Origin of the sequence: Tamlana crocina, from assembly GCA_040429635.1 — a bacterium.
Classification (GTDB): Bacteria; Bacteroidota; Bacteroidia; order Flavobacteriales; family Flavobacteriaceae; genus Flavisericum; species Flavisericum crocinum.
On the sequence record CP158972.1, the window covers coordinates 3609495 to 3630502 of the forward strand.

General features: G+C 40.0%; 15 protein-coding genes and 1 tRNA gene. 2 read left to right on the forward strand and 14 right to left on the reverse strand.

What is annotated here, in order from left to right; all coding sequences use genetic code 11:
- The 8 genes from ABI125_15730 to porU form a co-directional block, all read right to left on the reverse strand.
- On the reverse strand, window positions 1-2655 hold the full coding sequence (locus ABI125_15730; protein XCF06157.1) for a gliding motility-associated C-terminal domain-containing protein: 2655 nt from the start codon (window positions 2653-2655) through the stop codon (window positions 1-3).
- Between the two features lie 243 nt (window positions 2656-2898).
- Complete coding sequence (locus ABI125_15735) at window positions 2899-3582, reverse strand: SDR family oxidoreductase (protein ID XCF06158.1); 684 nt, start codon at window positions 3580-3582, stop codon at window positions 2899-2901.
- The gene (locus tag ABI125_15740; GenBank protein XCF06159.1) at window positions 3575-4555 is read right to left on the reverse strand and encodes a M20/M25/M40 family metallo-hydrolase; all 981 of its coding nucleotides are present in this window, start codon (window positions 4553-4555) and stop codon (window positions 3575-3577) included. The genes ABI125_15735 and ABI125_15740 overlap by 8 nt, the downstream gene beginning before the upstream one ends.
- A gap of 87 nt (window positions 4556-4642) precedes the next feature.
- Entirely contained in the window at window positions 4643-6280 is a 1638-nt protein-coding gene (locus tag ABI125_15745; protein ID XCF06160.1) for a 2-oxo acid dehydrogenase subunit E2, read from the reverse strand.
- A gap of 3 nt (window positions 6281-6283) precedes the next feature.
- Complete coding sequence (pdhA, locus tag ABI125_15750) at window positions 6284-7282, reverse strand: pyruvate dehydrogenase (acetyl-transferring) E1 component subunit alpha (protein ID XCF06161.1); 999 nt, start codon at window positions 7280-7282, stop codon at window positions 6284-6286.
- A 207-nt stretch (window positions 7283-7489) separates the two neighbouring features.
- The gene (gene cdd, locus ABI125_15755; protein ID XCF06162.1) at window positions 7490-7972 is read right to left on the reverse strand and encodes a cytidine deaminase; all 483 of its coding nucleotides are present in this window, start codon (window positions 7970-7972) and stop codon (window positions 7490-7492) included.
- Window positions 7973-8124: 152 nt separating this feature from the next.
- Window positions 8125-9384, reverse strand: a complete 1260-nt coding sequence (porV, locus tag ABI125_15760; GenBank protein ID XCF06163.1) for a type IX secretion system outer membrane channel protein PorV — start codon at window positions 9382-9384, stop codon at window positions 8125-8127.
- Between the two features lie 33 nt (window positions 9385-9417).
- The gene (gene porU, locus ABI125_15765) at window positions 9418-13308 is read right to left on the reverse strand and encodes a type IX secretion system sortase PorU (protein ID XCF06164.1); all 3891 of its coding nucleotides are present in this window, start codon (window positions 13306-13308) and stop codon (window positions 9418-9420) included.
- 262 nt (window positions 13309-13570) lie between these two features.
- Here porU and gldJ point away from each other — a divergent pair, with 262 nt between their 5' ends.
- Both gldJ and murF read left to right on the forward strand, forming a co-directional pair.
- Entirely contained in the window at window positions 13571-15256 is a 1686-nt protein-coding gene (gene gldJ, locus ABI125_15770; protein ID XCF07918.1) for a gliding motility lipoprotein GldJ, read from the forward strand.
- Window positions 15257-15346: 90 nt separating this feature from the next.
- Entirely contained in the window at window positions 15347-16627 is a 1281-nt protein-coding gene (gene murF / locus ABI125_15775) for a UDP-N-acetylmuramoyl-tripeptide--D-alanyl-D-alanine ligase (protein XCF06165.1), read from the forward strand.
- Window positions 16628-16767: 140 nt separating this feature from the next.
- Here murF and ABI125_15780 read toward each other — a convergent pair whose 3' ends face one another.
- From ABI125_15780 to ABI125_15805, 6 genes are all read right to left on the reverse strand, one after another.
- A complete protein-coding gene (locus tag ABI125_15780) occupies window positions 16768-17541 on the reverse strand; it encodes a LuxR C-terminal-related transcriptional regulator (protein ID XCF06166.1) in 774 nt (257 codons plus the stop codon).
- Window positions 17542-17634: 93 nt separating this feature from the next.
- Window positions 17635-17709, reverse strand: a tRNA-Val gene (locus ABI125_15785).
- Between the two features lie 65 nt (window positions 17710-17774).
- The gene (locus ABI125_15790; GenBank protein XCF06167.1) at window positions 17775-18992 is read right to left on the reverse strand and encodes a folylpolyglutamate synthase/dihydrofolate synthase family protein; all 1218 of its coding nucleotides are present in this window, start codon (window positions 18990-18992) and stop codon (window positions 17775-17777) included.
- Between the two features lie 7 nt (window positions 18993-18999).
- The gene (locus ABI125_15795; protein ID XCF06168.1) at window positions 19000-19854 is read right to left on the reverse strand and encodes an energy transducer TonB; all 855 of its coding nucleotides are present in this window, start codon (window positions 19852-19854) and stop codon (window positions 19000-19002) included.
- 55 nt (window positions 19855-19909) lie between these two features.
- On the reverse strand, window positions 19910-20302 hold the full coding sequence (locus tag ABI125_15800; protein ID XCF06169.1) for a biopolymer transporter ExbD: 393 nt from the start codon (window positions 20300-20302) through the stop codon (window positions 19910-19912).
- A gap of 1 nt (window position 20303) precedes the next feature.
- On the reverse strand, window positions 20304-20990 hold the full coding sequence (locus ABI125_15805; protein XCF06170.1) for a MotA/TolQ/ExbB proton channel family protein: 687 nt from the start codon (window positions 20988-20990) through the stop codon (window positions 20304-20306).
- Between the last annotated feature and the right edge of the window lie 18 nt (window positions 20991-21008).

Sequence of the window (21008 nt, forward strand, 5' to 3'; positions counted from 1 at the left end):
TTATTCACTGCTTAAATAAAAATTGCCTTGAAAAGGCTTGGTCTGTCCGTCTTTGGGATCAAACACATAAAAATAAACGCCCGAAGGCAATTGATTTCCCATAGTTAACGGCACGTTAGACTTCCCGTTAAACAACGGTGTGCTTTCATTTCCTCGATACACAACCGAGCCGTATCTGTTTATTATTTCAATACTAAAATTGGGATAAGTTACAGGCAAACTGCACAAATCAAAAACATCATTTTGTCCGTCTCCATTGGGTGAAATGCCATCTTTTAAACAAGGGGCACATTGGCTATGACCTACTGGAAGAATACTAACTTTTACGGGTACTTTTGATGATTCGCATCCATTGGAATCTAAGGCTGACACAAAGTAATCAACTTCATTTTGCAAAGCCGTACTTAATGGAAGCGGCTCTGTTGAAGACACCGAATCGTACCAATTAAAGCTAATGCCATTTGTAGCCACTAAATCGTTTACCGTAGGCCCTTCAGAGGCACAAAACTGTTGATTTTCTACCTCAGGAGGCTCTACTTCGGCTACAATTAATGTTATTAAAGCTGTTGACAAATTACATGAGGCATGGCCTTGTATTTCGTACTGAAAACTATATCGGCCTGATGATAATTGAGAGACATCCAATAAATTTCCAGTTAAAAAGCCTGTTGCACTTAAGTCGTTAAACGTTCCGCCTGTATCGGCCGAAGCATCCAAATAATCCACCAAATTAAGAACCCCATCCGATTTACAAGCATTAAAAACACCCGAACTCCCGGCATTCGGACTTTGATAACTGGTAACCGTAACCGTGGCCGAACTCCCAGAACACATTACAACTCCAGCTGTATTTACATTATCGGGCACCGTATAAGTGTAGGCACCGCCACTAAATGTCGAGGGATCAAAAACCACATTAGGGTCTGATGACACAAAACCGTTTGGTCCCGACCATGTTCCGTTTTGGTTCGGATTTCCATTGAGGGCTTCCAATAAACTAAACGGGGAGTTATTGCTACAAACATCAATAGTGTTGTTAGCTCCCGCTTGGTAGCTTTCAATAACGGTAAAAGACAGCTGGGCGGAATCCACACAACCATTTTCGGTGGTGGTTTCATAAATATAATCGAAAGTCTGGTTATGGTTAATATTTGGCAACGAAACCGGATTGGTAATAACAGTGCCACTGTTTAAGTCGCGCCAAACTCCCATATCGCCTTTATAAATTGGGCCATTGTCGGCAGTAGTATTTAATAAACTAAATAAATCCAATGGAGACTGAACAACCGGGTCTGTTTCACAAAACTCTAAACCTATGGTATCGTCTCCTGCATAATTATTAGGTTGTACAATCAGGGTAACGTTTGCCGAATAGCCGCTGCACGCACTTTCTGCACACACATATTCCGGGGCCACCGTGTATCTGAACACATAAGTTCCGGCATCGGCATTAGTTAAGTTTGAAGTATTAATAGTACCCATGGCGGTATAATGGTCATCAGCCGAAGACAGTTCGCATAAGCTACCTGTATTACTTACTAAGCCCAAAGAAGACGGGCCAGAAATTAACTGCCAATTGGTACATTCGCTATTAGGATAATCGTACAGTACGCCATTTTCTGTGCTGAATACCAGTTGGTCGTACAAATTAATTTGATTGGGTTGTGTACCATCAGCACAAACTTCCAGAGCCTGATTTTGGCTAAAAGCCTTTATAGGCTCGGAAAAGGTGAATGTTATCGAGGTTACTTTATCGCCACAATCAAACAAGGACGATCTGGCTTCTACTGTGTATTCATAAGTAAAGGTTTCACACGAAAATTGTGGATTAGAGGCTTTTAAATTATCATAAACCTCCCTGATATTTATTGAAGAATCTGACGGTCCTGAAATTTGCCCCGTTGGGTCTGTTCTGCTTGACCAAAGCCCTTCCACGTCTTCATCTTGTAAAAACCTATCGTCTCTTAAATCAATATCGTCGTCCCAAACTCCGGACAATATATCGGCTTCACAAATTTGGAAGCTAGAACCCGTTCCAGCAGATACGTCTCTGATTACTTCCACCTTGAACCTTGAAACTTTTTGTGGGCTACATGGTGCAATTCCAGGAACGGTATAAGTAAACTCAAAAACATCAAATTCTATTAAATCGCCATAAGGCTCGTATGGGATTTCTGCTCTAAATTTTCCATCCTGAGACAGTCCTTTAAAATTTGATGGATCCCCCATATTACCAACAAAGGCCCATACTCCATTTTTATGCGGAGAGGGCTGCGACTCAAAAACCTGAAATAAATCGAAGCTAGATAATGTGGCTTCACAAATAGTCACATTAGCATCGTTAGGCCCCTGTGGCGGCAATGGCTTACCTTCAAACTGACCTAAAATCACGTTCACAGTAGCAATAATACCATTTGGACAAGATGAATTTGAATCTATTAATTGAAATTGATAATCATTTATAGCTTCCGAAGCATTATCTAAATCCCACAAGTACAAATTACCGGTAGCTTCATCGATTGCAAAATTATAATCTGGATCAAACCAAGTTCCGGTACTTGTGTTGTAAGAGTTACCGCTAAGGTTGTTAAATTCGGTATACAGATTTATAATACCATCTGGATTTCCATCGGCATTGTTATCTACTGTTGTCATGTCGCAAATTGTAATCGTTTCCGATTCATTGCACTGAGCCTCAACAAAAAAACACTGAAACAGAAAAAAGGACAGAATTACGAAAGAAAATTTCTTCAATGTGTTGTACGATTATTTTTTTACAAGATTAATTCTTACATATAAGAAAAACTATTTTTCTATTGATTTTTTGACCAACAATTGTTTTTCGGGGTGTACTGACCGTATATTTTACATTAAACATACAATTGTACTCTATAAAGATTAAGGCGTAGAATTAGAAACCTGCAACAATTTACCGTTGTAATATTTTTGTCCCGTTAGTGAGAAATTAAAGATATATTCTGCCATTTCTTGGGCAGTGGTTGGTGCTTGGTAGCCCGGAAAGGCTTCCTCGAGCATTTCGGTCTGTACCGCGCCCAAAGCCAATACATTAAATGATATTCCTGATTCCTTATATTCCTCGGCCAATAATTCGGTTAAAGTGATTACCGCGGCTTTACTGGAACTGTAGGCGGCCAAGCCCGGAAACTTCATACTGCCCTGAACCCCTCCCATAGAACTAATGGTTACCACATGGCTATCTTCTTTCATAAAAGGTAGTACCACACGGGTTAATTCGGCAACCCCGTAAACGTTGGTTTTGTAAACGGCCTCAAAATCTTGCATGCTTATTTCTGAAAACGGTTTATTAACCAACATTCCCGCGTTATTTATCAATACATCAACTTGTTGCCAATTTTCTTTTATAAACTTTTCAACTTTTGAATAGTCTTTTGCATCCGCCAAATCAAAGGAAAAACAAGTGGTGTTTTTCAAACCCAAATCAAGAATGGGCTTATCATTTCTGGAAAGCGCCAAAACCTGATGACCAGCATCAGAAAATAATTTTACCAACTCAAACCCAATACCTCTGCTTGTTCCTGTTATAATGATGTTTTTACTCATTGCTCATTTTTATTTCTTTGGTTGGCGCGTTAATCATTCCTTCTAACGCCGGAATCATTTTGTTTATAAAGTTCTGCATATGTACTAAATCCATTTTATCGGCCTCGTCATCAACGTGGTGGTAATATTCAAAATTGGTAAAATCGAAGGTTGAAATGGCTTGTGCGGGAATTTTAAAAGCGTTGTAAAACGGATAGTTATCAGAGCGCTTAAACAAATTATACTGCTTGGCTTGTGGCAAAAAGCCAACAACCTTTTCCTGTGCATATTCATTTAGCTTTTCAGCCATATTGGTCAGTTCAAAACCCGTTATATAAGCTAAAGTTTTACTCTTAGCTCGAGGCACTCCCACCATTTCAAAATTAATCATGGTGTATAAATCCAAATTTTCATTTTTGAGTCTTTCGGCTAAATGTTCTGAACCTTTTAACCCCATTTCTTCGGCGTCATAAAGTGTAAACAATATACTGCGCTTATTGTTTTTAGTTTTAGCAAAGTATTTGGCCCACTCAAGCACCGCCACTGTACCCGAAGCGTCGTCGTTGGCGCCATTGGCAATATTATCACCATCAACGGCTTCCACAATGCCAATATGGTCGTAATGGGCACCGAGAATAACAAATTCATTTTTCAGTTCTGGGTCATTACCTTCAATGTATCCCACAATATTATACCCATCTAACGTTTTTACTTTAAAGCTGTCGCGATACGTTTCAAAATAAGGCTGAACTTGATGCTTTTTGAAAACCCTTTCGATGAATTGCGCGGCCGACTCTAACCCTACCGTTCCAGTTTGCCTGCCTTTTAATGCATCGGAAGCTAGATATTCCAAAGCCGATTTCATATCAGTCTTCGGCAATTTAACCACTGTATTTTCATTACTGTCTTCTGAAGTATTTACCTCAGAAATCCGTTTTTGGGAACCACAGCCCAACAATAACAGAGCGGCAGAAAAAACTAAAATTTTATTCATATTGAAATTTTAAAAACTAAAGATAAAAAAAACCTGTCTCAAATGAATGAAACAGGTTTTTGTATTATAAATTGAGTTGAGTTACAACTATGCTATCATAGTTACAGGATTCTCAATAAATGTTTTCAATGTTTGTAAAAACTGTGCACCCACTGCACCGTCAACCGTACGGTGGTCGCAAGCCAAAGTCAACATCATGGTATTACCAACTACAATTTGTCCGTTTTTAACCACTGGTTTTTGAACAATAGCTCCAACTGATAAAATCGCAGAGTTAGGTTGATTAATAATTGATGTAAAACTTTCAATACCGAACATACCTAAGTTAGAAACCGTAAAGGTACTGCCTGTCATTTCGTCTGGCTTTATTTTCTTGTTTCTAGCCTTACCCGCTAAATCACGTACCGAAGCACCGATTTGGGTTAAGCTTAACGAATTAGTGTGCTTGATTACTGGCACCACCAAACCGTCGTCTACCGCAACAGCAACTCCAACATGAATATGACTATGGAATTTAGTCACATTATCACTCCAAGTTGTATTGACTTGTGGATGTTTTACCAATGCCATAGCACAAGCCTTAACCACCATATCGTTAAAAGATACTTTGGTATCTGGAATCTCGTTTATGGTTTTACGCGAAGCCATAGCGTTATCCATATCTACTTCAATATTTAAGTAGAAATGTGGCGCACTAAATTTAGAATTACCTAAAGATTTAGCAATTGCCTTACGCATATTAGAATTTTTAACTTCTTCAGTTTTTTCTTCACCTGCAATGGCAAAACTTGAAACTGCAGCTGAACTTTCAGCAACGGCTGCTGCTGGCTCATAATTTTCAATATCGCGCTTTACGATACGTCCGTTTTCACCAGACCCTTGAACCTTTGTTAAGTTAATGCCTTTTTCGTCGGCTAATTTCTTCGCTAATGGCGACACAAACACGCGTCCGTTTTCTGTAACAGGCGTTGGTTTTGGCGCACTGGATTTTGATTCAGATTTAGAAGCTGACGCTTTCGGTGCTTCTTTTTTAGGCGCTTCTTGTTTTGGAGCATCTTCCTTCTTAACAGGTCCAGCAGAAAAATTAGCAGCTACGCCAGAAACATCGGTTCCTTCTGGGCCAATGATTGCCAATAAAGAATCTACTTTTGCCGATTCGCCTTCCTGCAACCCAATTTCCAATAAGGTACCCGATTGGAACGATTCGAATTCCATAGTGGCTTTATCGGTTTCGATTTCAGCCAAAATATCGCCTTCCTCTACTTTGTCACCTACTTTTTTCAACCAAGTGGCCACCGTTCCTTCTTCCATGGTATCGCTTAAACGCGGCATGGTAACTACAATAACGCCTTCAGGCAATTCCTGTGCTGGAGTTTCAGTTGGTTGAGACTCCTCGACTGCGCTCGGAGTGACAGCACTTTCAGTGGTTTCTTCTTTTGCTTCCGTGGAAGCACCTCCACCATTCAACAAACCAGAAATATCTTCACCTTCTTCACCAATAATGGCTAAAAGCTCATCTACTTTTGTGGTTTCTCCTTCTTGAACCCCAATATGAAGCAACGTTCCTTCGTTAAAAGATTCGAACTCCATAGTGGCTTTATCGGTTTCAATTTCAGCTAAAATATCGCCTTCCTCTACTTTATCTCCTACTTTTTTTAACCAAGCCGCAACGGTACCTTCTTCCATGGTATCGCTTAAACGCGGCATATTTACTACTATTGCCATAGCTTATATTTTGTGTTGAATAAATGGATAATCTTCTTGCTCGTAAACAGCATCATACATCACACTTTTCTCTGGCCAAGGTGATTCTTCTGCAAATTTTTCGCATTCTGAAACGCGTGCCTTTACTCGCTTATCTATTTCTTTTATTTGGTCTTCGGTAGCGTATTTCTTTTCAAGAATAACGTCCTTAACCTGAGTTATCGGGTCTATTTTCTTGTATTCCTCTACCTCTTCTTTTGTTCTGTAATGCTGGGCATCACTCATAGAGTGACCTCTATAACGGTATGTTTTAAGTTCCAAGAATGTTGGGCCTTCACCACGACGTCCTCTTTGGATGGCTTCATCAAATGCTTCAGCCACTTTAATAGGATTCATGCCATCAACCGGACCACAAGGCATATCGTAGCCCAAACCTAATTTCCAGATTTCGGTGTGATTGGCCGTTCTTTCCACAGAAGTTCCCATAGCGTACCCGTTATTTTCACAAACAAATACTACTGGCAATTTCCAAAGCATAGCCAAGTTAAACGCTTCGTGAAGCGACCCTTGACGGGCAGCACCATCACCAAAACAACATAAAGTAACGGCATCGCTACCGTGGTACTTATCGCCAAAAGCAATACCTGCTCCTAAAGGAATTTGTCCACCAACAATACCATGACCACCATAAAAACGGTGCTCTTTTGAGAAGATGTGCATCGATCCTCCCAAACCTTGTGAAGTACCTGTGCCTTTTCCATACAATTCGGCCATAACGCGTTTTGGATCCACACCCATTCCTATAGGCTGTACGTGGTTACGGTAGGCGGTTATCATTTTATCTTTGGTCAAATCCATGGCGTGTAAGGCTCCTGCCAATACTGCTTCCTGACCATTGTACAAGTGAAGAAATCCTCTTACTTTTTGTTGAATATATACTGCAGCTAGCTTGTCTTCAAACTTTCTCCAGAATAACATGTCTTCATACCATTTGAGGTAAACCTCTTTTGTGATTTTTTGCATGGAATACTTTTATAATTTTTTATAAGCGAAATACAAAAGTAACACATTGTGCCGTATTGGAAAAACCCAATTTCATTAAAGTAAAAAAAATGCAAATATTTTACTTCTTCCTTTCTTCTTTAAATATTTAACAATAATTTTTAAGCTATTGTAGATTTATTCAAAATTTCAATCGATTAAGCAAACACTAAAACTACGTAAAACAGCCTAAAGCACAGACTTGTCGAACATAAAAGGCAAGAGGTTTTTTAGGGAATGGGATTGGGCAATCTGCCCCGTTTCTCCCATAAAATAAATTTCGATGGGTGCATCCTGTTTAATTTCGTATTCTGAAATGGCCTGCCTGCAGGCGCCACAAGGCGGAATGGGCGTTTGGGTTACATTGGTTTTTGAGCCCGCACAAATAGCTATTTTTAAGATTTTAGCATCGGGGTACTGTGCTCCAGCCGCGTAAATTGCCGTACGCTCGGCACATAGTCCTGAGGGGTAAGACGCATTTTCTTGGTTGTTTCCCGTAACCACTTCACCATTATCGAGCAGAATGGCGGCCCCTACACTAAAATTGGAATAAGGCGCATAGGCCCTTGCTCTGGCTTCAGTGGCACTTTGCATGAGTTGGAATACCTCAAAAGGCAGTTCTTCCAAATCATCAAAAAGCCTTAGTATCGTTTCTATTTTTATTTCTTTCATATAGGCGTGTATTCAGTAAAAATAACAAACTCTGTTAAACAAAAAAACTATCGCCGAAGCCATAGTTTTTTTTGCATCTAACTGTACATATTGAGATGCTGAAATAACCCTTCGACTCCGCTCAGGATGACAATTCAGCACGACAATAGTCTCTAGTATTCATAATACTCTCCAGCCCCAATATTGAACGTCAGTGAAAAACGCAATGTACCTTCTAACGGACTTTGCACTTTTGAAGCCGAGAACAGATACGACAAATCGATATTTACCACGTTGGCCTTAAACCCGGCACCCAACGCTAAAAACTTTCTGGCACCTTTTTCTTCGCTTTCGTTGAAATAACCACCACGGAAGGCGAAAGAATCTTGATAGGTATATTCAGCACCCAAAGCCCAAGTAAACTCTTTTAATTCTTCACTAAAGCCGCCCGGTGCGTCACCGAAAGACTGGAATATCCCTGACAGGAAATTAACATCTGCCGGATTATTTCCTTCTAAGATAACAGCATTTTCTTCAACAAGAGTTCCTAAATCATCAACATCTTCTTCGTATGTGCCATTATTGTTGTTATCTGTGTAATTATATTCATCTCCATAAAGCGGTGGCGTTGGTATAAGCATTTTTGCTATTTCTGCTGTAACAGAAACTTTATTGTAATCGTCAAAAATAAAATCGAAACCTCCTCCCAATCTTAAAGTAGTAGGCTGAAAGCTATCTTCCCCTCCTTCATCGTATTTAAATTTAGGGCCAATGTTTTGGATGGCAAAACCTCCACGCCATCTTCCATTATAGTCTGAATAAGCTTGCTCTTCACTTTGGTAATACCCCGAAATATCCACTCCAAAAGTATTGGCCGCTTTCGCATCGCTATCTTCGGCATTATTCAATCTTAAGTCAGAACGTAAATAGCGCATAGCTACCGACATCGCGAATTGATCGGATAAACGCAAAGCATAAGATGCATCAATGGTCAATTCATTTGGCCTTTCAATAATTGGCAGAAATTCTGGCTGTTGCGCTTGAGCTTCTGAAATAAATTCAATATCTCCAAGCGAAAAGTATCTAAAACTAGCCGCAAAAGCACTACGTTCATCCAAGCGATTGAAATAAGTTAGGTTTCCTAAAAAGATATCGTTCACCAGCTTACTTAAATAAGGCGTGTAGCTTACCCCTACTCCCGATTTGGTTTCTGAAAACACATATTTTGATGAGTTCCATTGTTGTGAAAAGGCATCAACGCTAGTGGCCACACCCATATCGCCCATACTGGCTGCTCTAGCATCTGCCGCAATTGTAACAAAAGGCAAGCCTGAAGAAACAACTCTTCTATCATCACTGGGTCTTATTGTGGTTTGCGCATTGGTTTTTAGGGCAAAAGCAAATGCTAATAATAGCAATAATCTATTCTTCATGAATTCATTTTTAGTTAGCAAATATAATTTTTTTTAGAGTATTACAAGTTTTTCAATTTTTTCAACGGTTTTGTTCAGCACATTGGAGCTTACCCGCAATTTGTAAACATAAACGCCTTTTCCTATTTTATCGCCAAAATCGTCGCGACCGTCCCACACCAAATCGCGGGACAGGGAGCTATTGGTAATGGCCCCACCCGAGGTTTGTCCGTTTAGGGTTCTCACCAATTTCCCGGAAACGGTGAATATCTGTATAGAAACGTCTAAAGGCTCTGAACTATTGTGATTGAACCAAAATTCTGTATAATTTACAAACGGATTGGGGTAGTTTAGCACATTATTAATCACCAAATCCTCATCTTTATCGAATACGATGAATTGAATTTCGGAAGTTGCCGAATTATTGTAAACATCCCAAGCCTTGAGGGTTAAGGTGTGTAAACCGGGTTCTAAATCGCGCATTGGAAAATTAACGAGACCTTTTGTGTAATCGTCCACTTCAGTTTGGTAATAATCATTTAAAATAATGGGGTTGGTTTCATCGCCATCTAAAATAGCCACAATGTCGTGCCCAATGCCACTGGCCGTATTTATGCCGTTGGCGTCTTCCAGCTTAGCCAATAAGGTGGGGGACTCGTTAGTAATTCCACCGGAAACAAAACTTTCGTCGTTCATGTAAAGGGTAATCATCGGCCCTATATTGTCTTCTTCTGCATTTTCATTCAGTCCGCCAATTTTCACGGTATTAACGCTTGCGCCAGAGCGGTCTTGCGTCAACTCTTGATTTTTGGCATAAAAGCTCACCTTACCGAAACCGACCGGAATGCCGATGTCTTTTGGTACTACAAAATCGAACTCAAATTGTCCGTTTTTCACCGAAGCCTGCCCTCTAAAAATAATTTCACCCAACGTTTTAAAATCGAGTTTTATAAGCTCACCGTTTAATGTAGTTCCATCATTCGCTAAGGTTTGGCGCTCAATATCTTTATCGTAAATGGTGGTTGAAAGCGTACCGTTGTATTCGGAAAGCAAATTACCCGAAAGGTCGGTAACTTCTCCCGCTAGCTTAACATAGCTCAAGGCTTTTAAAGTATCGGTGGCTTGCGCGATGGGCACATCGTTTATTTCGGTTAGCCGAATACTTGGCTGCGGAAACGCCAATTTCATGGCTGGATCGCCAATAAAAAATATTAAGCGTTTTTGACTGGAACCTGAAACCGCGGGGTCACTTTTTGCCAACCTTAGCGCTTCGGCCATCGAGGGGTACTCGTAATCGCCGTAAGCATCATTATCACTATAAGAAAACAAATATTGCCCCAAAATGCTATTAAAATTAATGGCAAAACTCACAAAAATTTGTCGCGTGGTAGTAATCAAACCAATAGCTCCCGCTCTTTCGTTCCAATAGGTGAATTCGCCGGCCGTCTCCCTAAAAGGATTATCGAACCTTGTAAACTCACAGGTTACCGTAACAAAACAGTTTAATTTACCAAAATTGCGAAACCCTTCGATATCGGGCTTGAGCAAAATACGTTCTTCGGCCAACCCGTCCTCTCCGCCGTGACCAAAGTAATTAACCACCAAAGCCCCGTTATCAACGGCATTCGCGATTTCGGTGGTTACTGCCGGATACCGTTCTCCACCTGCCGAAAATTCCTGTTTAAATGCATCGGAATGTATTTTAACCACATTCATAAAAGGCTTTGATTCGGTAACCAGATTCCCGATTTCATCGGTAGTTTCCTGAAGCAAGCCTTCCCAATCTTGGTCTACATCGTCTGATATGACCACAAAATTATTGCGCCAGCTTCCTAAAGCGTCCTTCGCGTGATACGACTCTATCTTATCTAGCAATTGCTGGGCGCGCTGTGGGGTATCGGCCAATATTCTTCCTACGGCGATATCGAGTCCTTCTGAAGTCCCCATCATGCCCTCATTTTCATCCATCATTCCGTAAAAATCGTCCGAAACAAACGAACTGGCTAAACTGAAACTATTATAGGAATACCACGACGGCACCACGTTGGTATTATTCGGAATTCGGTCTTTATAGTCAAAAGAAGCATCGCCAAACAAACACAGATATTTCACTCTGTTTTCTGGCGAACTGGCATTATCGTAAACATATTTCACCATATTTCGGATGGCAGCAATATCAGGGTTTCCAGAACTAAATTCGTTGTAAATTTCGGTAAGACTGAACACCTTTACGTTTAAACCGTACTGATTTCGGTTTATTTGTGCCAAACGTTCGGCGTGGTTCAGCATATTGTCGGGAGCGACAATTAAATAATCTACATCCTGAAATTGCCCTTGACTGTTCTGAAATACCGTGCCTTTTATATTTTGGTTGGCCACCGTAGTGGTCCTATCGAATTGTGGGGTGAAATAATCAGAAGGCGACAAAGCCACATAAGTTTTTAAACTTCCCATTGCGGATTTAAAACTTAAGGAAGAACTGTTATCGGTATTCACAAAATTTGAAACATTATAAATATCGGTAATATCCCAAATTTCCGAAAGATTCTCCGCATTGGCAATATTGTACTGGGCAACACCCGAAGCCAATGCCACGGCACTGTTTTTAAACTTAAATTGCTTGCCATTGAAATTTAAACGCCTCGTGCCTTCAACCGACACATAGTCCAAATACCCCAAAGTACTGGGATTTCCACGGTTATCAAATTCCAATTCCACAGAAACACTTGGTGAAGTGACATTAACATTCCCATTGAAAGTCGCTCCACTCGCATAGGTTGGACTACTCACCCCAGAAAACGCCAATGCCACTTGGTTGTTGCCGTTTACCCTAACGTTCATGGCGCTACCTACACTTCCCGTGGCTGCAGCAACCACGCTCAATCTTATGGATTCATCGGTAACCAAATCTGGAAAATCAAAATCGAAGGCTTTTTTACTTTCTACATCAAAGCGGTCTCCAAACCAACGCCTACCCAACGACACCAAATTATACTCGTCTATTTCATGAAATTGATAATCTTCAAAAGTATCTATCACCATATCCGCCGTGGCCGTAGGTTGGGCGAATGCCTGAATACGCTTTCCATTTCCCGCCCCAACATTGATATAATAATAGGTCTTATCGGTATAGCAATTTATGTGTGTTCGGCTATCGCTGTTATAGCCTTTTGGCCCTTCTCCATAAAATAAAATATAATCGCTATCGTTAAAAACGCCATCTTCCTCGCCAATAAATTTAATCGCATTTTCGGGCACATCAAACGGATAAGAAACGGTATTAGAATGGGGCGCCATACGGCCGCCATGCCCAAACAACTTTATATTACGCGGATCCACACTATTCACATTTACCCCTAAACGCTGTAAAAAGCTTTTTGACAATCTGAAAACACCCGTGGTATCGATGTAAAACCGATACCATTCGCCCGAATTCAACACCGAATTTGAAATGGAGGCTACAGCCGAAGACTTACTCGCCAATCTGCGGTTTTGCACACTACTGCTTCTACCTGTTTTATAATTTAATTGAAAAGACAGCACTTTTTTAAACTGTCCGTTTTCATCTTTAACAATAGGCGTTAAACGAAACGAAATGTGATTTTTATCTCGTGCTTTTGAATTTTTCAGACTATACTTTAAAGTACTTGGAATTGTGGCAACATCTACATCATTCAGTTCACTCTTTGAAATGGGTTGATACGACACATTGGTTAGGCTTACCGAATTTTCGTCAACCGTTGTTTTTTCATTCCATTGATCGACAAACTGCAATCCGTCGTTAAAATCGAAAACGAAATTAGCCTCATCAAAAGCGGGCACCTCAACGATAATCTCTCCTACAGAGAGACTTTGCGCCCCTTTCCAAGTTATTTTATAATTTTTCTGTTGCGCAAAGGTTACAATCGGAACCAACAACAGCGTAAGTAGTATTTTCTTTTTCATTGCTAAATTAACGCCAATAAAGCCCTGTTATTATCAAAAAACCAACAATTTGGTAAACTAGACCAAAAATACAATAATAAATTTGTAATACGAGCGTTAATACAACACAAAACACTGTCGGAAAACGACAAAAACATCGACGTAAGGTTTAAAAAACAGGGTGAAATACACATTTTTTTGGTTAAAATGCAAAAAATAGCTTGCGTTATTGGCTTTAATTATTATATTGCACCACCAAAACAATATTAGCTTACTTAAAAGTATGGATATGAAAAAAGTAGTAGCGTTAAAATTTCTGTTAGTTGTTGCGCTAACAGTTACTGCAACTGGTTGTAAAAAATCATCGAGCTCCAAAAACACTTCCAGGGCAACCGGATGGGATATCAATAAAAGGGAAGGCGGTTTTCAATATAACACAGACTTTAAAGAACAGGAAACTTCACCAGGACTGGTATTTATTGAAGGTGGAACGTTTACCAAAGGTCGTGTACAGGACGACGTGATGCACGATTGGAATAACAGCCCCACCCAACAGCATGTACAGTCTTTTTACATGGACGAAACTGAAGTTACCAACATGATGTATGTGGAGTATTTAGATTATCTTAAGCGTGTTTACCCACCTTCTGAAGACATGTACAAAGCCATTTATACCGGTGCTTTACCAGACACTTTAGTTTGGAGAAACCGTTTAGGCTATAACGAAGTTATGACAGAAAATTACTTGCGTCACCCTGCCTATGGTGAGTATCCTGTAGTTGGAGTTAGCTGGATTCAGGCTGTAGAATTTGCGAATTGGAGATCTGATCAAGTAGCTCAGAGAGCACTGCAATTGGAAGGGTATCTAAAACGCGATTCACACTTAGAAGTGGATGCTGATCAAACTTTTAGTACCGATACTTACATTAATGCACCTACCGAAGCTTTTGGAGGTAACGAAGAAATCACAAGACCAGAACGAGGAAATAGAAACATACGAGTGGATGCTGACGGTAACGAATCTGGTGTTTATGCTACACGCTCAACAGGTGTTATCCCACCAAAATACAGACTCCCAACCGAAACCGAATGGGAATACGCCGCTTTAGGATTAAGCGAAATAAGAAGCTACAACTTGTACCGTGGTCGTAAAAAATACCCATGGGAAGGACAGTACACCCGTAATGGTTCACGTAAATACCGTGGAGACCAATTAGCCAACTTCAAGCAAGGAAAAGGTGATTACGGCGGAATCGCTGGATGGTCTGACGATGGTGCCGACATTACCAATGCCGTGAAATCATACGAACCAAACGATTACGGTTTATACGACATGGCTGGAAACGTAGCCGAGTGGGTTGCCGATGTTTACAGACCAATTGTTGATGACGAGTTTAACGATTTCAACTACTACCGCGGAAACGTTTACACCAAAAACGCCTTAAACGAAGATGGCACAGTTAAAGTGGTAACTGCCGACGATATTGTTTACGACACACTTTCTAACGGAAAAGTAATTGCCAGAAACTTACCTGGAGAAATCAAGCAAGTGGCTATCGATGAAAACGAGACGTACTTAAGAACCAATTTCGACAGAAGTAACCAAATCAACTTTAGAGATGGCGATAAGCGTTCATCACGAGGCTATCAAAGTTTTAATGATGATGAAGGTGCTGATGGTGCTTCATCTGAAACTAGGGGCATGTACAACTCTCCAAAGCACAGAATCACAAGAGATTCGCTTGGAAACATTGTGAGAGAGTACGACCAAAGCAACAACAGAACATCATTGATTAACGACGAGGTAAGAGTTTACAAAGGTGGTTCTTGGAAAGACAGAGAATACTGGTTAGACCCAGCTCAAAGACGCTACTTCCCACAAGATATGGCTACCGATTATATCGGGTTTAGATGCGCGATGTCTCGTGTAGGTTCAAAAAGTAAAATGACCAACAAAAAGAAAAACTAAACCAAGTTTTTTAAAATATACCAAAAAGTCCTGATGATGTATCAGGACTTTTTTTATACATTTAAATCCACAAATAAAACCGCATCATCATTGGAAATAAAAGCAATCCACCGCCTATTTTTAAACTGCAACGCCGCCAATACCGATACACGGAAAATAAAACCCAACGATATGTTTTTTGCCCTAAAAGGCGAAAACTTTAATGGTAACAGTTACGCAGAAAAAGCATTGGAACTTGGCGCTGCTTACGCTATCATTGATGAAGAAGAATTCCTTTCTTCAGAAAAAACGGTTTTAGTCGACAATGTCTTGGAAACACTACAACAATTGGCTTCATTCCACAGAGCGTTTTTGAACATTCCTATTATTGCCTTGACGGGAAGTAACGGCAAAACCACCACCAAAGAACTGATAAACGCGGTACTTTCACAAAAATTCAAGACTACGGCCACCATAGGTAATTTAAACAACCATATTGGCGTTCCGTTAACCTTACTTTCTATGACCAAGGATACTGAAATAGGTATTGTTGAAATGGGCGCCAATCATCAAAAAGAAATTGAGTTTTTATGCAGCATTGCCCAACCGGACTATGGCTACATCACTAATTTCGGCAAAGCCCATTTAGAAGGTTTTGGGGGCGTTGATGGAGTTATAAAAGGCAAGAGTGAAATGTATAATTATCTTATCGCGAACCACAAAACCATTTTTGTGAATGCCAATGATGCCATACAAGTTGAAAAAACCAAAAAGGCCTCGATATTTTCTTTTGGACATTTAAACGACATTTCTGACGTCACTATTGAATTCAAAAACGCCCAACCTTTTGTAAAATCCACTTTTAACGACTTGGATATAGCAAGCAAACTTATTGGCGATTACAATTTTAATAATATATCTGCTGCCATTGCCATTGGCCATTATTTTAAAGTGGAAGATCAACTGATAAAAAAAGCGATTGAAAATTATATCCCATCCAATAACCGTTCTCAAATTATTGTAAAAGGTACAAATAAAATTATTTTAGATGCCTACAATGCCAACCCGACCAGCATGACCGCCGCATTGAACAATTTTGAAAAACAAGAAGGCTACAAAATAGCCATTTTGGGCGATATGTTTGAATTGGGCAACGAAGCCAAACAAGAACACCAAAACATTGCGGATTTAGCTGTTTCAATGGATATTGATTCTATTTTCTTTGTGGGTGAGAATTTTTATAAATCCGCCATCGATTCCAAAAAAGCAAAACAGTACAAATCCTTTTCAGATTTTGAATCTGATTTCAGTATTTCACAAATTAAAAACGGTACAATTTTAATTAAAGGTTCTCGCGGGATGGCTTTGGAGCGGGTTTTGGATATTATTTAACCTAAAGGAAAAAGTGCCCCAAAAAGCGGGTTCACTTTTTAAGACACTTCAGAAAATAATCTCCCTAAGAAATTAATTAATAGCAGAACAAAGATCCGCAAATATTGAACAGGAGGCAATACTCAATTTGAGTATTTTTATCAGAATAAAAACGTTTTGTTGGATTTTAGCATGCCTACCAATTCACCCGTAGATGAAATATTCAGTTTCTTTAAAATATTTCTTCGGTGCGTATCAACCGTATTGGGGCTTATGCCAAGTTTTTCAGCAATTTGTTTACTGGAATAATTCAACGCCAACAACCGGATAATGTCGCGCTCTCTATGACTTACTCCATCCGACAGAAGTTTTTGCGAAAGGTTGCTATAATACACTGTTTCGTATTCATTTTTGCTGTTTAGCAACTTAGCAGATGCTGTTATGGGCAACTTCAATTCGCCCGAAAGCACCGTATAATGGGCCAACCCAACAATGGGCTTTTCGTTCAAATCAAACTCCAAGGGCGTGGTGTTCTGGATGATATTTACATATTCATCCGAATTGTTTTTAAATCGGTAATTCCAAGTGTAGCTCATTTTCCCCCGGTCGTTCAAATCGATTTCGCTAAGCGTAAACGCCATCAAATCATTCAGTGCTTTTAGCCACGCCTCCAAGTCGTCTGGGTGAATCTTACTCCAGAAATAGCGCATCCCTTTAGCCTGTAAAGTAGCACTATCCAAGCCTAGGCAAGCAGAATAATTTTTACTCACATATTCAAAAGCCAATTCTTGGGTGTTTGTAACACAAAAAAAAGTTGAACCATACGGTAAAAAAGCATCCAATTCAACTATCTTTTTTATATGTTCTTCTAATGATGGGGCATCATAAGATTTAAATATTTCTTTGTAGGTATTTTTAATACTATTAAAGTTCATTTAGCAGAAGGATTGAGAAAAAGTAACGCAATTGACAAGCTAAATTTAAGCATAAAAAAAAATCTCAAAGTGACAAACTTTGAGATTTTAAAGTGGGCGCGAAGGGATTCGAACCCCTGACCCCTTGGGTGTAAACCAAGTGCTCTGAACCAACTGAGCTACGCGCCCTTGCTGTTAGCGTGTGCAAATATAAACTAGATTTTCATTCTGCAAAAACTTTTTTTGAAAAATTTTTAAATTATTTCTGCTACCACAAATGTACTGCCACCAACAAAAATAAAATCATCATTGTCCGCTTGTTTTAAAGCCTTTTTATAAGCCTCATTAACAGAACCGTAAGCCTTACCTATCAATCCAAATGGCATAAACCGCTCTTTTAACACTTCGGCTTCCAGTCCACGTGGAATATCTGGTTTGCAGAAATAATAGGTTGCATTTCGAGGTAATAAATCTACAATAGAATTTAAATCCTTGTCATTTACTACCCCAAAAACAATATGCAAGCGATTGTAATTTTCAGAATTGATTTGTTGCATCACAAAACTTAAACCATCTCGGTTATGCCCCGTATCGCAAACTACTTTGGGTTTGGTTTGCAAAACCTGCCAACGGCCCAAAAGCCCTGTGTTTTTAATCACATTAAGTAACCCTTCTGAAATATGTTCTTCTGAAATACCGAACCCTCTATCAGCCATTACCTTTAAAGCCTCAACAACGGTTTTTATATTTTTCTGTTGATAGGTTCCCACCAAATCGGAAGTATATACTTTGTTATTTTGTTGATCGGCGAATGTCATTGAAGAATTATTCTTTACCGCCAATTCTTTAAAAACAGGTTCGGTTTCCTCCTGTGTTTCGCCAATGACTACAGGCACATCGGATTTTATAATACCGCCTTTTTCAAAAGCGATTTCTCGAAGTGTAGTACCTAAAAACTGGGTGTGGTCCAATCCGATATTGGTGATTACAGACACCTCGGGCGTAATAATATTAGTTGAATCCAACCTACCGCCCATACCCACTTCAACAACGGCCACATCAACCTTTTCCTCTGAAAAATATTTAAAGGCCATGCCCACGGTCATTTCGAAAAACGACAAGTTATTGGCTTCAAAAAACGACTTGTTCTGCTCGATAAAATCGACTACAAAAGATTCGCTGACCTCCTTACCGTTAATCTTTATGCGTTCCCTAAAATCCTTTAAATGCGGCGAAGTATAAAGTCCCACCTTATAGCCTGCCTCCTGTAAAACGGAAGCCAACATATGGCTTGTGGAGCCTTTCCCATTGGTACCCGCCACATGAATGGATTTGAAATCTCTTTCGGGGAAGTTTAAGTGTTGAGCTAATTTATGGGTGTTGGACAAATCTTTTTTGAATGCCGAACTGCCCTGACGCTGGTACATGGGAAGTTGCGCAAACATCCAATCCAATGTGTTTTGGTATGTCATTTTATGATTACTGGCTAAGTTGGAAGTTAACACTAACGAAACCGATTTGACGCGTAGGCGCGTTAGGATCGGCCGGCCATTTGTGAGATAGGGCGATTTTTTTAGCTGGTTGGAGCAAACATTCGGCGGTGTTCGTTGTTCCTCTGACCCCTGGGGTTGCCTCAATAACATTGCCACTTTGGTTAACAATTATTTTTACGATAACCATTCCGGATTCATTGCAATCCTGTTTAAGCCTTTGGAAAGAAGCCCTTCCGCGGCCATTGAGCCCGTAGCCAACACCTCCGCTTCCAGAGCCTTGTCCGCCAAAATAACTGGGCGCATAGGGGTTGCCGTCCAATTGACCTTTATCTCCTGCTTTATTATCATTGCCTTCACTACCCGTTTCTGAGCCTTCAGATTTACTTACTCCACCAATTAGCGCATCCAGTTTTTTCTTTTTTTCTTCCTGTTCGCGCTTTTCCTTCGCGATTCTTTCAGCTTCTGCTTTCGCTTTGGCTTCTGCAATGGCTTTTGCCTTAGCTTCAGCTTCTTTTTGTTTTTTTATGGCTATTTCTTCAACATTATCGGCTGTAAGCACCTCTTCTTTTACTTCGGAAGTTTTAGCAGGTACGGGTTCTGCTTTTGAAACATCGGGCTGCGGGGGCTCTTCAATTTCCTTCGGTTCAGATTTTACAGGTTTTAAAGGCTGCACATTGCCACTGCCCACATTTGAATTACCAAAATTTACGGCTACACCGTATTCTTCTGGCGGATCCATATATTTTGTACCAACAACAAACAACAACAGCACTAAAATAACCGTAATCAATGCGGTTAACTTAGCCGAGTTTCTTTCGTGTTTGGTTTTAAAAAACTTCATGAGTTTATGTTTTTGCGATGGTCACAAGGTCATTTTCAGAAGAAAAGAAACCTGTTTATTGCGGTTTTACGGCCAATATCACTTTGAACTTGTTTCTGTTCGCGATATCCATCACCTTAACCACATTTTCAACCGGCACCGATTTTTCCGCGCGAAGTACAATGGTGGGTTTTTCTTCTGCAGACAATGCCGCCAACAATTCATTTTCAAGCACACTCTCCCCAACCCTTTTTTGGTCGATATAATAGGTCAAATCTTTTTTGATACTTACGGCAACCGATTTTTTGTTTTCGGTCTTTCCGCTAGCTTTTGGCAACAAAATATCAATCGCATTGGTAGTTACCAAAGTAGAAGCAATCATAAAAAAGATAAGCAGCAAGAATACAATATCCGTCATGGACGACATATTGAATTCTGGCGTAACTTTATTTCTTCCTCTAAAATTCATATTAAGTCGGTTCGTTTAGGTGATCTAAAAACTCCAACGAATTGGCCTCCATTTTATACACCACCTTATCGGTCTTCACAACCAAATGGTTGTATGCCATATAAGCCACAATACCTACAATTAAACCCGCAACCGTAGTGGTCATAGCGGTGTAAAGTCCGCTGGCCAACACATCCATTTGAATGGTTCCTCCGGCATTGGCCAATTCGAATATGGCTAGAATCATACCAATTACCGTACCAAGAAACCCAATCATGGGCGCTGCGCCCGAAATGGTTGCCAGAATACTGATGTTTTTTTCGAGCCCATAAATTTCCAATCGGCCTGCATTTTCAATAGCGGTGTTGATGTCGGCTAACGGCTTTCCTATTCGTGAAATACCTTTTCCAATTAAGCGTGAAACTGGCGAATTTACCTGAGCGCAAAGCATTTGTGCCGAATCAATTTTGCCATTACTTACATGATCCTTTATTTGGTTCATGAAATTGGCATCGACGTTCGATGCGGCCTTAATTGCAAAAATGCGTTCAAAGTAAATATAGATGGCACTAACAAGCAATAAAAACAAAACAGCTATTATAACTTGTCCGGCCACGCCTCCACTACTAATCAATTCAATAATGGATAATGTTTTTTCAACAGACTCACCATCTAGTGGCAGTTCTGCCGCTTCCTGTGTATTTTGCATTAACATGTTTATTTTTTC

Bases quoted from the DNA above. Each gene is read 5' to 3' on its own strand.
- ABI125_15730 (XCF06157.1), bottom strand. From the start codon at position 2,655: ATGACAACAGTAGATAACAATGCCGATGGAAATCCAGATGGTATTATA.
- ABI125_15735 (XCF06158.1), bottom strand. From the start codon at position 3,582: ATGAGTAAAAACATCATTATAACAGGAACAAGCAGAGGTATTGGGTTT.
- ABI125_15740 (XCF06159.1), bottom strand. From the start codon at position 4,555: ATGAATAAAATTTTAGTTTTTTCTGCCGCTCTGTTATTGTTGGGCTGT.
- ABI125_15745 (XCF06160.1), bottom strand. From the start codon at position 6,280: ATGGCAATAGTAGTAAATATGCCGCGTTTAAGCGATACCATGGAAGAA.
- pdhA (XCF06161.1), bottom strand. From the start codon at position 7,282: ATGCAAAAAATCACAAAAGAGGTTTACCTCAAATGGTATGAAGACATG.
- cdd (XCF06162.1), bottom strand. From the start codon at position 7,972: ATGAAAGAAATAAAAATAGAAACGATACTAAGGCTTTTTGATGATTTG.
- porV (XCF06163.1), bottom strand. From the start codon at position 9,384: ATGAAGAATAGATTATTGCTATTATTAGCATTTGCTTTTGCCCTAAAA.
- porU (XCF06164.1), bottom strand. From the start codon at position 13,308: ATGAAAAAGAAAATACTACTTACGCTGTTGTTGGTTCCGATTGTAACC.
- gldJ (XCF07918.1), top strand. From the start codon at position 13,571: ATGGATATGAAAAAAGTAGTAGCGTTAAAATTTCTGTTAGTTGTTGCG.
- ABI125_15780 (XCF06166.1), bottom strand. From the start codon at position 17,541: ATGAACTTTAATAGTATTAAAAATACCTACAAAGAAATATTTAAATCT.
- ABI125_15790 (XCF06167.1), bottom strand. From the start codon at position 18,992: ATGACATACCAAAACACATTGGATTGGATGTTTGCGCAACTTCCCATG.
- ABI125_15795 (XCF06168.1), bottom strand. From the start codon at position 19,854: ATGAAGTTTTTTAAAACCAAACACGAAAGAAACTCGGCTAAGTTAACC.
- ABI125_15800 (XCF06169.1), bottom strand. From the start codon at position 20,302: ATGAATTTTAGAGGAAGAAATAAAGTTACGCCAGAATTCAATATGTCG.
- ABI125_15805 (XCF06170.1), bottom strand. From the start codon at position 20,990: ATGCAAAATACACAGGAAGCGGCAGAACTGCCACTAGATGGTGAGTCT.